The following is a 14032-nucleotide window of genomic DNA, read 5'->3' as shown; positions in this document are numbered from 1 at the left end:
ATCAAAAAAGCATGTCAATGATTTTAAATTCCCGTTTTTCTATTCGCTGCTCGTATATCGTTGCTGCTCTTGCATTAGCAAGTGCTTCCTTTCTAAGTAATGCACAGGCTCCAAATGCCGCAGCGTCTGCGCCGACCCCTGAAGCCATTGAGATGGTCGGCCAGATGTCAACGATACCGGTACCAATTTTGGGTGCCACTGCCTGGTTAAGCCTGGACGTCAATAGTGGGCAAATCATTGCGGCCCAGGGCTTGAATCAACAGGTAGAGCCAGCCTCGCTAACCAAGTTGATGTCAGCGTATCTGGTTTTTGATGCGCTCGAGAGTGGTCGCCTGACTTTGGACCAACCGGTCCTGGTGTCTGAAAACGCCTGGAGAACCGAAGGTTCGCGCATGTTCATTAAACCCAATACGAACGTAAGTGTGCACGAGTTGTTGCTGGGTGTAATTGTGCAGTCGGGTAACGATGCCACTGTGGCGCTGGCCGAAGCTGTCGCGGGTAGCGAGAATGCTTTTGCGGCGCTAATGAACGAAGAGGCTGCCAAGCAAGGTTTATCCGGCACGCATTTTGTGAATGCCAGCGGCTTGCCAGACCCCGCCCATTTAACAACGGTGCGCGATTTGGGAATTCTGGCCCAAAACCTGGTGACTCGTTTTCCCCAGTATTTATCCTACTATAGTGAAAAAGAGTACGAGTACAACAATATCAAGCAGCCTAACCGCAATCGATTGCTATGGTTGGATTCAACGGTAGACGGATTGAAAACAGGCCATACCAAATCCGCAGGTTACTGCCTGGTATCCACTGCCTTGCGCGATGGCCGTCGGGTCATCTCCGTTGTTGTGGGTACAGCTAACGATGCGGCTCGCATCGAAAATAGCCTTAAACTATTAAACTGGAGCTTCCAGAACTTTGAGACTGTAGAGCTTTATGGTGCAGACCAGCCGGTGGTAACTGCACGGGTTTGGGAAGGCGAGTCTGATGCCGTTGGCCTGGGCACACCCGCTGCTTTTACTGTGACTGTCCCCCGGGGCCGGGCAGCCGATTTAAAGCCTGTAGCTGAATACACGCAGCCTCTGATTGCTCCTGTCGAGAGCGGGGCTAAAGTAGGTAACGTCAGCTTAACGCTTGATGGTACGGTGTTACGCCAAGAATCGCTGGTAGCGCTTCAAAGCGTTCCGCAGGCGGGGTTTTTCGGCCGGGTGGTTGATAAAGTGCGGATGTGGTTTGAGTAAGTAACCACCGGTTTTTAATAAGGGGCCAGGGCGGTGAGCCCGGTCCGGAACAGAGACGAGATCAAGCATGATTACAGGCGTAGACCCCGATAATGTTGTGTACTTGAACGGCGACTATGTGCGCTTGGCCGACGCAAAAATCTCGGTGCTTGACCGAGGGTTTGTGTATGGCGATGGCATTTACGATGTCGTACCAGCCTATAACGGCAAAGCGTTTTTAATGGAAGACCATTTGGCGCGGCTAGAGCGAAGCCTGGCGGCTATACAAATAGATGTAGGCTGGTCACGCCAGGAATGGGAAAGCCTGGTGCTGGATATGCTAGCCCGCTCGGGGCGTGGTCGTGACTGCATCGTTTATATCCAGGTAACACGAGGTGTGGCCATGCGAGATCATGCGTTCCCGGAAAACACCAAACCTACAGTATTTTGTATGGTGGCCCCATTTGACAGACCCCAGGAGTCGCGCGTTCATGGCTTAAGCGCCGTCAGAATCGACGATATGCGCTGGCTAATGTGCAATATCAAATCGATTTCGTTGCTGGGGAACGTTTTGGCGCGACAAGCTGCGCTAGAAAACGGCGTAGATGAAGTCATCCAGTTTCGCGATGGTTTTCTGACTGAAGGCGCTTCCTGCAATATTTGGGTGGTCCGGGATGGGGTGCTTCTGGCTCCTCCACGTAACCACCTTATTCTGGAAGGCGTGCGTTACAGACTGCTAGAAGAGTTAGCGGCGAGAGCCGGTGTGTCGTTTGAAGCGCGTCCCATCTCTGAAGACGAGGTAAACACGGCTGATGAGCTGATGATGAGCTCTGCTACCAAAGAAGTACTGCCGATCGTGCAATTTAATGGCAAGCCTGTAGGAACAGGCGTGCCCGGGCCGGTCTACGAAAAAATTCGTGCTGGCTACGATGATTTGATTACAGCCCTAGGAGACGACTAATGATCAGTCCTGAAGATTCATTAATCGAATACCCCAGCGAATTTCCTATCAAAGTCATGGGGAAGGCAGTGCCTGAGTTTGCCCAGACGCTAACCGAGCTGGTGCTTCAGTATGACCCCACTTTTGATCCTAGTGGTGTTGAGTTTCGCCCCAGCAAAGGGGGAATTATGTAGGTCTCACCTTCAGGGTTACCGCTACCTCTCGTGAACAGCTTGATAATCTGTACCGAGCCTTACATGGCCATCCTTTGGTGTCCATTGTTTTATAAGGCGGTTCAGGGCCTGGAGGTGTCATGATAGAAGTGCGCTGGTTAGCAGGACAGGTCGACTATCAGCCAATCTGGCAGGCGATGCGTGAGTATACCGATAGCCGGCACGACGAGAGTGCAGACGAAATTTGGCTACTGCAACACTCGCCTGTCTATACGCTGGGCCAGGCGGGCTTACCCGAGCATGTTTTAAACCCTAAAGATATTCCGTTGGTAAAAACAGACCGCGGGGGCAAGTAACCTACCATGGTCCCGGGCAGCTAGTTGCTTATTGCTTGGTAGATCTTCGACGTATGGGCATCTACGTCAAAGAGTATGTATCATTACTAGAGTCGGCGCTGCTTGAAGCGCTGGGCGAGTTGGGCTTGCCCCAGGCTTGCAGAAAACCCGGAGCGCCAGGCGTGTACGTACCTGCACACGCACAGATCGGGGTAAGCTGCGATGCCGACGAATTCGTCAAGATTGCGGCCTTAGGCATAAAGGTACGAAATGGCCGCTGTTATCATGGGTTGTCTTTAAATGTAGATATGGATTTAAGTCCATTCTCGGGAATCAATCCCTGCGGTTTTCAGGGGCTCGAGACCACTGACTTAAGGCGCTGTGGCGTTTCCGGCACGGTAGCGAAAGTAGGCGACCTCTTATCGAAAAAGCTTGTGCAGGCTTTTTCTCAACGACTGGAACTGGCTGTCGCCACGCAGGCTGGTTAAGCAGGATCCTGCTCAGGGCGTTAATTCGGGCATCGGGCAATGGGTAGTGTGCATACTGTCATTATCTAAATGCCCCTAGCCGCTACCGCTGAGCACCCGTACAATTATCTAATTCTAATTTTGCCAACACGTTTGGCCGTTGTATTCGAGCTTATGACCTCTACCGTTGATACCTCTGTTGAACGCAAGCCAACTGTACGACCCCGTGAGGTCTACGACGCTTCGGCCAAGCAAACTGCTGAAGCGAAAACATCGCGTATTCCGATTAAGGTGGTCCAGACCGAACGTCTGAAAAAGCCAGAGTGGATCCGTGTGAAGGCAGCGGCGCCCAATTCTAAGTTTCACGACATCAAGCGTATTTTGCGTGAGAGCAATTTATTCAGTGTTTGTGAAGAAGCTACATGCCCTAATATTGGCGAGTGTTTCGGTAACGGAACCGCCACATTCATGATCATGGGCGAGAAATGTACCCGTCGCTGTCCCTTCTGTGATGTGGGCCATGGTCGCCCCGACCCGCTGGATCAGGACGAGCCCCGCAATTTAGCGGCCGCGATTGGCAAAATGAGACTGTCTTATGTGGTGGTTACGTCGGTTGACCGCGATGATTTGCGCGATGGCGGGGCGGCGCATTTCGCCGAATGCATAGGCGAAATACGCAGTCATTCACCTAATACCTCTATCGAAGTTCTGGTTCCGGACTTTCGCGGCCGACTCGCAAAAGCCCTTGAGATCTTGCGTGATTCACCACCCGATGTGATGAATCATAATCTGGAAACTGTGCCTCGTTTATACAAACAGGCGCGGCCCGGTGCTGATTACGAACATTCGCTGAAACTGCTCTCCGACTTTAAGGAAATGCGTCCTGACGTCCCGACTAAATCCGGGCTGATGGTTGGGCTGGGCGAGACCGATGACGAAATTCTTGAAGTGATGCGCGATCTTCGTAAGCATAATGTAGATATGCTGACGATCGGGCAGTACCTGCAGCCCTCAGAGCATCACTTGCCTGTGTTGCGTTATGTCACGCCGGACCAGTTCAAGGCTCTTGAGGCGGCGGCATACGAGATGGGCTTTACCCACGCAGCTGTGGGGGCCATGGTTCGTTCGTCATACCACGCTGATAAACAGGCCGAGGCCGCGGCATTGGCGTCCTAAGTTTAATCAGGCATGCTCTTGGCGACAGCACCGCAATCAGGCGGTGTTGTCGTTTTTGCCTCTACCAGTCGATAGGCGTCTGGTTCCAGCTTTCCAGCCATTCATTTGCTAGCCTGAAGTGACCATTTCCTATAAAGGGAACAGGCGGCTTGGTGGCCGATAACGGAGACGGATGATTCGATGCAAGGGACAGTACAGGGCCATGCTTGGTACTGCTATCTATTAGCTTTTGCTTGGCCTGGGCGTGGGCGCCCCACAGCATGAACACCTTTGGTGTTTCAAATTTGAACAGATGCGCAATGACTGCATCGGTGATGGGTTCCCAGCCTTTGCCTGCATGGGACCCGGCTTTTGCGTTTTCTACGGTTAATGATGTGTTTAAAAGCAGGACGCCCTGGGTGGCCCAGCGGGTCAGGTCTGAACTGGGCTGATCGTTCTGGTCGGGGTATTCACGCGCAAGCTCTTTGAAGATATTGCGCAAGCTGGGTGGGCAACGCACTGTATCCGGAACAGAGAATGACAGCCCCTGTGCCTGCTCGGGGCCGTGATAGGGGTCTTGTCCCAGGATAACAACTTTGACATCTTCAGGAGCAATAAGCTCTAAAGCCTTAAACGGATGGCTGGGGTAAATAATAGCCCCCGTTTTCTTGCGCTGATCTAGCCAGTGATTTAAAAGCTTAAGCGAACCCTGGACATCGTTGTCCTCGAAGACGGGTCGCCAGCTTATTGTTAGATCCTGGGCTTGGGAAACCACGCTTTGAGCCAAGCTGTTTTGCGGTGGAGTATCCATCAAAGCAAGTTGCTGGTCGGTATGTGATACGCTCATGGCTACCTTGTGGTTAGGGCTTGCTAAACGCGGCTGGTTATATTGCTAGACCACGTTTAGCTGCTCAGACGCTTACGCGCTGAAAAATATTTCTTCCAGCGCGACACCGGGATCGGGTTGGCGCATAAAGGCTTCGCCTACCAGAAAGGCATTGACCTTATGCTCGCGCATGGTGTCTACGTCTGAACGCGTCAGAATGCCGCTTTCGGTAACGACTAGTTTATCGTCAGGAATATCGCCAAGCAGTGACAACGTGTTATCAAGTGAGACTTCGAAGCTACGCAGGTCACGGTTGTTAATGCCAAGCAGATTGGTTTTTAACTGCAATGCGGTTTCGAGTTCGTCTCGCCCGTGTACTTCTACCAATACGTCCATGCCCAGCTCTAAGGCCAGGGCCTCGTATTCACGTAGCTGTTGTAAGTCAAGCGCGGCAACAATCAGTAGAATGCAGTCGGCACCAATGGCGCGAGCGTGGATGATCTGGTAGGGATCAATCATGAAGTCTTTACGCAATACCGGGAGCGCGCAAGCTGCCCGGGCCTGACGTAAATGATCGTATGCGCCCTGAAAGTATTGAACATCCGTCAGCACCGACAGGCAGGCAGCACCATGTGCGGCATACGAGGCGGCGATGTCGCCGGGATTGAAATCGTCGCGAATGATGCCCTTGGAGGGAGAGGCCTTTTTGATTTCGGCGATAACCGCTGATTTACCCTGTGCGTTCTTGTCATTCAGAGCGCGGGCGAAGCCCCGTACATCCTTACGGTTTTTTGCTTCGCGAAGTAGCTCGGACTCGCTGCGTAATTGCCGCGCGGTGGCAACTTCCGACTTCTTTGTTTCCAGGATTCGAGCGAGTATGTCGTTCATTCGTTTAACTTCCGTGTATAAGATCTGAGTTCATCAAGTTTAGCTCTGGCGGCACCAGAGGCTATGGCTTCAAAGGCCATGGCTAACCCTTCTTTAATGCTGGCAGCTTTATTGCCAGTGTAAATCGCCAGCCCTGCATTAAAGCCCACGATATCACGAGCCGTGCCGGGGGTGTTATTGAGCGCTTCCATAATAAGCTCGGCCGAGGCTTGCGACGACTCGACCCGAATACTGCGGTTGGAACTCATGCTGATCCCATAGTCTTCAGGATGAATTTCGTATTCGCTGATCTTGTCGTCCTTGAGTTCGCCCACCATGGTGGATGCGCCCGTCGAGGCTTCGTCCATGCCGTCCCGTCCATACACTACAAGGACATGGCGTGCTCCCAGGCGTTGCATGGCCCGAACCTGGATGCCAACCAGGTCGCCATGAAACACACCCATCAATTGATTGCCAGCATTGGCAGGGTTAGTGAGTGGACCCAATATATTGAATAAGGTTCGCACTCCTAATTCTTTACGAACAGCCGCCACGTTTTTCATCGCACTGTGATGGGTGGGGGCAAACATGAAGCCGATGCCTACGGATTCAATGGATTCGGCCACCTGCTCAGGGCTTAAGTTTAAACTCACCCCCAGGGTTTCCAGCACATCTGCGCTGCCAGATGAAGAGGATGAACTACGGCCCCCGTGCTTGGCGACTTTTACGCCAGCGGCAGCGGCTACAAACATTGAAGCGGTGGAAATATTAAAGGTGTTGCTGCCATCTCCGCCCGTTCCGCACATATCGAGCAAATTTTCCGGGTCTGGAGTATGCACGGGTACTGAGAATTCGCGCATGACTTCCGCGGCCGCAGCAATTTCGCCGATGGTTTCTTTTTTGACTCGCAAGCCCATCAATAAAGCGGCTGATATCTGTGGAGACATCTCTCCGCGCATCAACATGCGCATCAGGTGCAGCATTTCATCGTGGAAAATTTCGCGATGCTCGATACATCGTGTCAGTGCCTCGGTTGGCGTGATTGAAGTCATGATAGTCCTTGCGCTATATTAGATTTTCAGGAAATTCTTGAGCAATGCGTGGCCGTGCTCGCTTAAAATGGATTCCGGGTGAAACTGTACCCCGCTAACAGGAAGATTTTTGTGACGCACGCCCATAATTTCACCGTCCTCTGTTTGTGCTGTAACTTCCAGGCATTCGGGCAGGCTGTCTTGTTCGATGGCAAGTGAGTGATAGCGTGTTACCAGAAAAGGCGAGGGCAGGCCGGCAAAAACATCGATATCCTGATGAGTAATGCTTGAAACCTTGCCGTGCATGATTTGCCTGGCATGCACGGTTTTTCCTCCGAAGGCCTCCCCTATGGCCTGATGCCCCAGGCACACGCCTAGTATGGGGAGCTTGCCTGCGAAGTGCTTGATAACGGGAATGGAAATGCCGGCATTGGCGGGCGTGCTGGGCCCGGGAGAAACGCAAATGCGATCCGGCTTCAAGGCTTCGATCTGTTCAAGGGTGATCTGGTCGTTACGGTGGACAACCACTTCTTCGCCGAGTTCGTTGAAGTATTGAACCAGGTTATAAGTAAACGAGTCGTAATTATCGAGCATTAGCAGCATAGGGCACCTAAACAAGAAATAGGATGACGTGTGGGCATGTCGTTAGCAGGGGTACGTTTTAGATGGGGTCGTCCAGGCCAAACTGAACCTGCTCTGCAGCACGCAATAAAGCACGTGCTTTGGCTTCTGTTTCTTGCCACTCGGATTCGGGGTCTGAGTCAGCCACAATTCCTGCTGCTGCCTGCACATATAACATACCGTCTTTAATTACACCTGTTCGTATGGCGATGGCAAGATCCATTTCCCCGCTGTAGCTCAGGTATCCTGCGGCACCTCCGTAGACGCCGCGGCGCACGGGTTCCAGCTCGTCGATAATCTCCATGGCACGAACCTTGGGCGCGCCGGTCAAGGTACCCGCAGGGAAGGCGGCACGCAGCACATCCATTGTTGAGACGCCCTCGGCGACTTCGCCGCATACATTCGATACCAGGTGCTGCACGTGTGAATATCGCTCAATGGACATGGTTTCGGTGACTTTAACGGTACCGCCTTTCGCAATACGCCCAATGTCGTTGCGAGCCAGATCAATGAGCATGACATGCTCAGCACGCTCTTTGGGATCAGCTAAAAGCTCTTCTGCCAGCAGCTTGTCTTCCTCAGGCGTCGCACCCCGTTTACGTGTGCCCGCCAGTGGGCGGATGGTGGCGATTTGCTTGTATGTGCCGTCTACAAGTTCTTTTTCCTGACGAACCAGTATCTCGGGCGAGGCGCCTACTACCTGGAAGTCGTCAAAATTCCAGAAGTACATGTAGGGAGAAGGGTTAAGAGATCGAAGTGAACGGTACAGCGACAGCGGTGCATCTCGGAAGGGCTTCGCAATAACCTGTCCTACCTGTACTTGCATGACCTCGCCGTCTGTGATGTATTGCTTTGCCTGGGCAACCGCATCAAGGTAGTCGGCCTTGGCGAAATCACGCCGATCGGTGGTTTCCATGCTGGCGTAAGCGTAGGGAATCACGACAGGAGTGCGCAGTTTTTCACGTAGCTCTTTTAAGCGGCGACGAGCACGACTGTAGCTCTCGGGAATATTAGGATCAGCGTAGACGATTAAATACGTACGGCCAGCCAGATTATCGACGATAACAAGCTCGTCGATGTGCAGCAGCATGATGTCTGGTGTGCCTTCGTCTTGTCCTGCCGGGAAAGGCTTGGTAGGTGCGCCGAGGGAGGGCTCGATGTGGCGAACGGTGTCATAGCCGAAATAGCCAGCCAGTCCGCCTGCAAAACGCGGCATACCAGGGCGCAGCGCGACGGTGTAGCGGGCCTTGTACTTTTCAATGAAATCAAGCGGATCGCCTTCGTGAGTTTCTACTACTACGCCTTTGTGCAACACCTCAGTAAGGGTGCCGGTAGCACGAATTACCGTTTTTGCAGGCAAGCCAATAAACGAATATCGACCAAAGCGCTCACCGCCAACTACGGATTCGAGCAAGCAAGTGTTGCGTCCGCCTTCAGGGCCATTATGAGCAAGCTTCAGGTAAATAGAGAGAGGGGTGTCGAGGTCGGCATAGGTTTCCGCAATGAGGGGAATGCGGTTAAACCCTTCGGCGGCGAGCGCCTGAAATTCGATTTCTGTCATAAAAAAGGCCTTAAAGTATGCGATTGAGCAAGCAGGCCGGGACAAAAACAAAAAAGCCCGGCCAAATATTGGTTCCGGGCTATTTTCTGTGAAGGTGTGGCTGAAGCGAGATCAGTAGGATGCTTAGCGACCACACCGAGACAGCGAGTTAGCTACCCGGAACACAAACGCCACCAGCGCCAATAGGCGCCAGTTACAGCAACGTGTGTGTGGGTAGCAAACATAATTGATTCTGACTTAAGGTTATTCTTTTAGATCGTAGGCGATTTACGCGCCCATCTTGCCGCATCGGCAATAGAAGAAACTATACCATCGACATCGAGAGTTTGCACGTCTATTCCTTCGTTATATCCGTAAGGAACCACCAAAACATCTATTTTGGCTGCCCGTGCGGCCAAGGCGTCGTTGATTGAGTCCCCCACGGCCAGACATTGCCCGGGGGCGATATTCAGCTGTTCGCAGGCGTAGGTAAAAGGCAGGGGATGGGGTTTTTTCTCGGGCGTGGTATCGCCTCCGACCACCACGTCGAAATACGAAGCCAGACGCAGTTTGTTCAATAGCGGAATGGTAAAGCCGATGGGTTTGTTAGTGACTACAGCGAGTTTGCATCCCATGGCCTTAAACGCAGAAAGACCTTCGAAGACGCCGTCGTAGGCTATGCTTTTTTCGCCATTCACGCTTTCATAGTGCTGGGCGAAGAGCGTTCTGGCCTGCTCGTATTCGATAGCGTCGAAGGTTGATTCTCCGGAATCGTGCAGCAAGGTACGCTGGACCAATACATCAGTACCTTTACCCACAAAAGACGTAATTACCTGCAGAGATAGTTCGTTGCGGCCCAGGTCAACCAGCATCGCATTGGCGGCAGCGGCAATGTCGGGAATGGAGTCGACCAGAGTGCCGTCTAAATCTAATAATACTGCCGAGTAACGCATCGTTACGTGTCCGCGTAAAAGGAAATTGGGTTCGATACAGCTTATGTAGAACTTAAGCTTGGAAGAAGCCGTTATTGTATCGTTAAATTGAATGTTTGTATTTGAAGCTGGGGTCCGACTCAGGCCGGGCAGTGCCAGACACCACCTCTACTAATGCTGTCTGCGAGCGCTTCCAGAACGAGCCCAGCCTGGACACTATGAGTCGTTGCTATGCAGCTGATTGGGCATCGGCTTTGGCGATTTCTGTGCGCATGGCGTCAATGACAGCCTTGTAATCGGGCTGGTTAAAAATAGCTGAACCTGCAACGAAGGCGTCGGCACCCGCTGCCCTGATGCTTGCAATGTTTTGAATATTGACACCACCATCGATTTCCAGGCTGATAGGCTGTCCGCCATTCTCAACCCAGCGATCAATTTTTTGACGAGCCGTTTGCAGCTTTTCGAGACTATGGGGGATAAATTTTTGTCCTCCGTAGCCTGGATTAACGGACATCAGCAAGACTAAATCAAGTTTATCCATGACGTGGTCCATCCACTCGAGAGGCATGGCAGGATTAAAAACCAGCCCGGCCTTGCAGCCCTGGTCGCGAATCAACGACAGGGTGCGATCTACATGAGGTGTGGCGTCAGGATGAAAACTGATCAGATTAGCGCCCGCCTTGGCGAAAGCTTCGACCAGACTGTCCGGAGACTCGACCATCAAGTGCACATCGATAGGCGCATCGGTGTGAGGGCGTAGGGCGCTACAAATCATTGCCCCGAATGTTAAGTTAGGGACGTAATGGTTGTCCATAACATCGAAATGGATCCAGTCTGCACCGGCGTCCACGACGTTTTTGACTTCATCGCCCAAACGAGCGAAGTCAGCGGATAGAATACTGGGGGCGATGCGAGCAGCTTGTTTGTGTGACATGAAATTAATTAGCAGTAAGGTGGGTTATGACCGATCCGGCACAAGTGTGTCATTATTACAGCCTATTTCGAGCAGAAGCTCTCTGCATCAAATGCATTTTTATGGAGGCCGATCGATCATGAAGCCTGAAGACATTGTGGTGACTGTAACGCCTCAGTACCTGCCTGAGCAATCCGAACCTGACCGTCATCAATATATTTTTGCGTATACGGTACGAATTACGAATAATGGTGCAAAATCAGCACAGATTATCAGTCGGCATTGGGTAATTACTGATGGCGACCAGAAAACTCAGGAAGTGCGCGGCCTGGGTCTTGTTGGACAGCAGCCACTGCTGGCACCCGGTGAAAGTTTTGAATACACCAGCGGTTGCCCTTTGGCCACGCCGGTTGGCACGATGCGAGGGTCTTACCACTGTGTGGGTGAAGACGGCCTGCCTTTTGACGTACCAATTAACGAGTTTGTACTGGCTATCCCTCGAACTTTGCATTGAGATTTTTATGAGCCTGAAGCGAATCCTTACCTTAAGTCCCTTGCTGGTGCTCATTGCTGCCTGCTCCACGGTTACTACCGAACCAGGGGAGCCACGCAGCCAGCGACCAAGCAGGAAAGCCAGAAAGCAGATGACGATATTGCGCTTAAACCCTTGCGCGTACCAGCCCTTAGCGAACTTCCCGAAACGCCTTCCAGGCCATTGGTCGCCAAGTTTCAGGCGGTAAACTGGTCTGCGCTACCGGGGTGGAATAATGATGACTTGCAGCATGTGTGGAAAGGGTTTCTTAATAACTGTAAGGGCCTGATGCGTCCCGTTAGCGGCTCGCTTACGATGCCAGCCAGAGCTGCACCGCGTGCGTGGCAGGGTGTTTGCGAGGCGGCCGCCCGCAGTGGTCAAAACGAGAACGAGGCCAGCCCTGCGTTTGTCCGGCAGTTTTTTCAAGAGCATCTACAGCCTTGGCGTGTACTTGATACCGCGGGCAAGCCGGCTTCCAATACGGTAACTGGCTATTACGAACCCTTGATTAAAGCCTCTGCCACTCAGGGTGGTGAGTATCAGTGGCCTTTATATGCTACGCCTTCCGATTTGTTGACGATAGACCTGGGCACGTTGTATCCCGAGCTTGCTGGCAAGCGTATTCGTGGCAAAGTCGAGGGTAAACGGGTTGTCCCCTACGATTCGCGTGCAGACATTGCCGCCAAATCGGATCGGCAGCCCAAAGCTATTGTTTGGGCGGCAGATCCAGTCGAAGCTTTTTTCCTGCAAATTCAAGGGTCCGGACGGGCTGTCCTGCCCAATGGGTCGGCAGTGCGGCTGGCGTATGACGACCATAACGGACGTCCTTATGCCTCTATTGGCCAATGGCTAGCCAAGATTGGCGAGTTGCCTTTAGCTCAGACTTCGATGCAAAATATCAAGGCATGGGCAGAGCGTAATCCCCATCGCGTGCAAGAGATGCTGAACGTGAATACGGCGATGGTGTTTTTCCGTGAAGAGCAGATTACGGATCCCTTATTGGGCCCAAAAGGTGCTTACAGTATTCCTCTGATTGCTGAGCGTGCCGTTGCTATCGATCCAGCTTTCGTTCCTTTAGGCTCGCCGGTGTTTCTGTCCACTAGCTACCCTGGTAGTCAGAAGCCACTGCAAAAAGTCGTTTTTGCCCAAGACACAGGGGCAGCTATCAAAGGGGCAGCGCGCACGGACTTTTATTGGGGAACAGGTGATGAAGCCGGTGCCAGCGCTGGCCGAATGAAGCAGCGCGGTGAAATGTGGGTTTTGTGGCCCAAGTCAGCAGGAGCACCAGCAGCACGATGAAAGACCAAAGCATCCTTGTATGTGGGGGCGGCATTGCTGGTATGGCATGTGCGCTCGGATTGGCACGCAAAGCCTTCGATGTGCAAATTCTCGCCCCTGACGTGCAGCGGCCCCCACCAGAAACTGATACTTATCATCCTCGTGTCTATGCAATTTCTGCAGCCAGTCAGCGCTTCCTAAGCGAGCAGGGCATTTGGGATCTCATGGAGCAGCGACGTCTTACTGAAGTCACAGCCATGGAGTTGTATGGTGATGGCGGGGGAACCCTGCAACTTGAGGCCTGGCAAGATGCTCGCGATACGCTCACCTGGATCGTCGAATCAGGTGAAATCGAACGCGCTTTACGCCAAGCGCTCAAAGTATACGGGGTGACTTGGCACGACGATCATTTTGCCGATCGTGAGGCTGATACGGTCATCACGAAAAATGGCAGGCGCTTGAAAGCTGATTTGCTTATCGGAGCAGACGGCGGAAGATCCAAAGTGCGTGAACAGGCTGGCATTGCCCATCAGTTGAAGGCTTATGGTGACAGCGGTCTGGTGGCCCATCTAAACGCTGAGGTCGCGCATCAGGGGGTAGCGATGCAATGGTTTACAGGCGACTCGGTGCTGGCGCTTTTGCCCCTGCCAGATACAGCAGAGGGGCCGCAAGTCTCGATGGTCTGGTCGGCGTCCGACGAGCAGGCGGCCGAGATCATGGGTGTTGAGCATGCCATGCAAGCTGAGCAGCTTTCCAGACAATTGCAGGCTATTACAGGAGGACGGCTGGGCAAGCTGAAGTTGAGATCAACCTTACATGCCTTTCCACTGACATTAGAAAAAACGGCAATGGTGTCAGCTGGCGTTGCCTTGGTCAGCGATGCTGCCCATCGTGTGCATCCGCTGGCTGGTCAGGGTCTTAATCTGGGTTTAGGTGATGTGGCTGAACTTATACAAGTATTGGTTGCCAAACCCAAACATGTAGGCGTTGGGGAGCTTCGTATCTTAGAGCAGTATCGCCGTGCCAGGGCAGAGCCTATCGCCGCCATGAGTTTCGCCACCGATGCGCTGCACCGCTTATTTAAAGTGCAGGCAGTGCCGGTGGTCTGGGCTCGAAACGTGGGGATGTCGGTGCTCAATAAAGTACCGTTTCTTAAGCGTCAATTAATTGCAAATGCAGCAGGTATTAGCCCTCGCGACCGCCACTAA

General features: G+C 52.7%; 12 protein-coding genes and 3 pseudogenes. 8 read left to right on the top strand and 7 right to left on the bottom strand.

Features of this window, described 5'->3' with window-relative positions:
* The first annotated feature begins 17 nt into the window (after positions 1–17).
* From L1889_RS13645 to lipA, 5 genes and pseudogenes are all read left to right on the top strand, one after another.
* Complete coding sequence (locus tag L1889_RS13645; protein WP_238665560.1) at positions 18–1235, top strand: D-alanyl-D-alanine carboxypeptidase family protein; 1218 nt, start codon at positions 18–20, stop codon at positions 1233–1235.
* 67 nt (positions 1236–1302) lie between these two features.
* Positions 1303–2175 carry a D-amino acid aminotransferase gene (locus tag L1889_RS13640; RefSeq protein WP_238665559.1) on the top strand — a complete coding sequence of 291 codons (873 nt, stop codon included), beginning with the start codon at positions 1303–1305 and terminating at the stop codon, positions 2173–2175.
* Positions 2175–2443, top strand: a pseudogene (locus tag L1889_RS13635) (DUF493 family protein). Before L1889_RS13640 ends, L1889_RS13635 begins: the two are co-directional and overlap by 1 nt.
* A gap of 24 nt (positions 2444–2467) precedes the next feature.
* Positions 2468–3150: pseudogene (gene lipB, locus L1889_RS13630) on the top strand (lipoyl(octanoyl) transferase LipB).
* A gap of 153 nt (positions 3151–3303) precedes the next feature.
* A complete protein-coding gene (gene lipA / locus L1889_RS13625; RefSeq protein WP_238665558.1) occupies positions 3304–4305 on the top strand; it encodes a lipoyl synthase in 1002 nt (333 codons plus the stop codon).
* Between the two features lie 61 nt (positions 4306–4366).
* Here the strand turns inward: lipA and L1889_RS13620 are convergent, their stop codons facing one another.
* From L1889_RS13620 to rpe, 7 genes are all read right to left on the bottom strand, one after another.
* Entirely contained in the window at positions 4367–5131 is a 765-nt protein-coding gene (locus L1889_RS13620; protein WP_238665557.1) for a uracil-DNA glycosylase, read from the bottom strand.
* 72 nt (positions 5132–5203) lie between these two features.
* Positions 5204–5998, bottom strand: coding sequence for an indole-3-glycerol phosphate synthase TrpC (trpC, locus tag L1889_RS13615; RefSeq protein ID WP_238665556.1), 795 nt, complete (start codon positions 5996–5998; stop codon positions 5204–5206).
* The gene (gene trpD, locus L1889_RS13610; RefSeq protein ID WP_238665555.1) at positions 5995–7029 is read right to left on the bottom strand and encodes an anthranilate phosphoribosyltransferase; all 1035 of its coding nucleotides are present in this window, start codon (positions 7027–7029) and stop codon (positions 5995–5997) included. The genes trpC and trpD overlap by 4 nt, the downstream gene beginning before the upstream one ends.
* Before the next feature lie 18 nt (positions 7030–7047).
* Positions 7048–7611: an anthranilate synthase component II gene (locus tag L1889_RS13605; protein ID WP_238665554.1), complete on the bottom strand. Its 564-nt coding sequence runs from the start codon at positions 7609–7611 to the stop codon at positions 7048–7050.
* A gap of 58 nt (positions 7612–7669) precedes the next feature.
* Positions 7670–9190: an anthranilate synthase component I gene (trpE, locus tag L1889_RS13600; protein ID WP_238665553.1), complete on the bottom strand. Its 1521-nt coding sequence runs from the start codon at positions 9188–9190 to the stop codon at positions 7670–7672.
* Positions 9191–9441: 251 nt separating this feature from the next.
* Positions 9442–10122, bottom strand: a complete 681-nt coding sequence (locus tag L1889_RS13595; protein WP_238665552.1) for a phosphoglycolate phosphatase — start codon at positions 10120–10122, stop codon at positions 9442–9444.
* Positions 10123–10330: 208 nt separating this feature from the next.
* Positions 10331–11035, bottom strand: coding sequence for a ribulose-phosphate 3-epimerase (rpe, locus tag L1889_RS13590; RefSeq protein WP_238665551.1), 705 nt, complete (start codon positions 11033–11035; stop codon positions 10331–10333).
* A gap of 118 nt (positions 11036–11153) precedes the next feature.
* Here rpe and apaG point away from each other — a divergent pair, with 118 nt between their 5' ends.
* The 3 genes and pseudogenes from apaG (at position 11154) to L1889_RS13575 (ending at position 14032) form a co-directional block, all read left to right on the top strand.
* Complete coding sequence (apaG, locus tag L1889_RS13585) at positions 11154–11528, top strand: Co2+/Mg2+ efflux facilitator ApaG/CorD (RefSeq protein ID WP_238665550.1); 375 nt, start codon at positions 11154–11156, stop codon at positions 11526–11528.
* Between the two features lie 13 nt (positions 11529–11541).
* Positions 11542–12845 (top strand): annotated as a pseudogene (gene mltA, locus L1889_RS13580) (murein transglycosylase A).
* Complete coding sequence (locus L1889_RS13575) at positions 12842–14032, top strand: FAD-dependent monooxygenase (RefSeq protein ID WP_238665549.1); 1191 nt, start codon at positions 12842–12844, stop codon at positions 14030–14032. The pseudogene mltA and the gene L1889_RS13575 overlap by 4 nt, the downstream one beginning before the upstream one ends.

Source organism: Paenalcaligenes niemegkensis (assembly GCF_022230885.1).
Classification (GTDB): domain Bacteria; phylum Pseudomonadota; class Gammaproteobacteria; order Burkholderiales; family Burkholderiaceae_B; genus Paenalcaligenes; species Paenalcaligenes niemegkensis.
The sequence above is the reverse complement of the archived record's forward strand: the minus strand, read 5'-3'. Positions and strand labels throughout refer to the sequence as shown.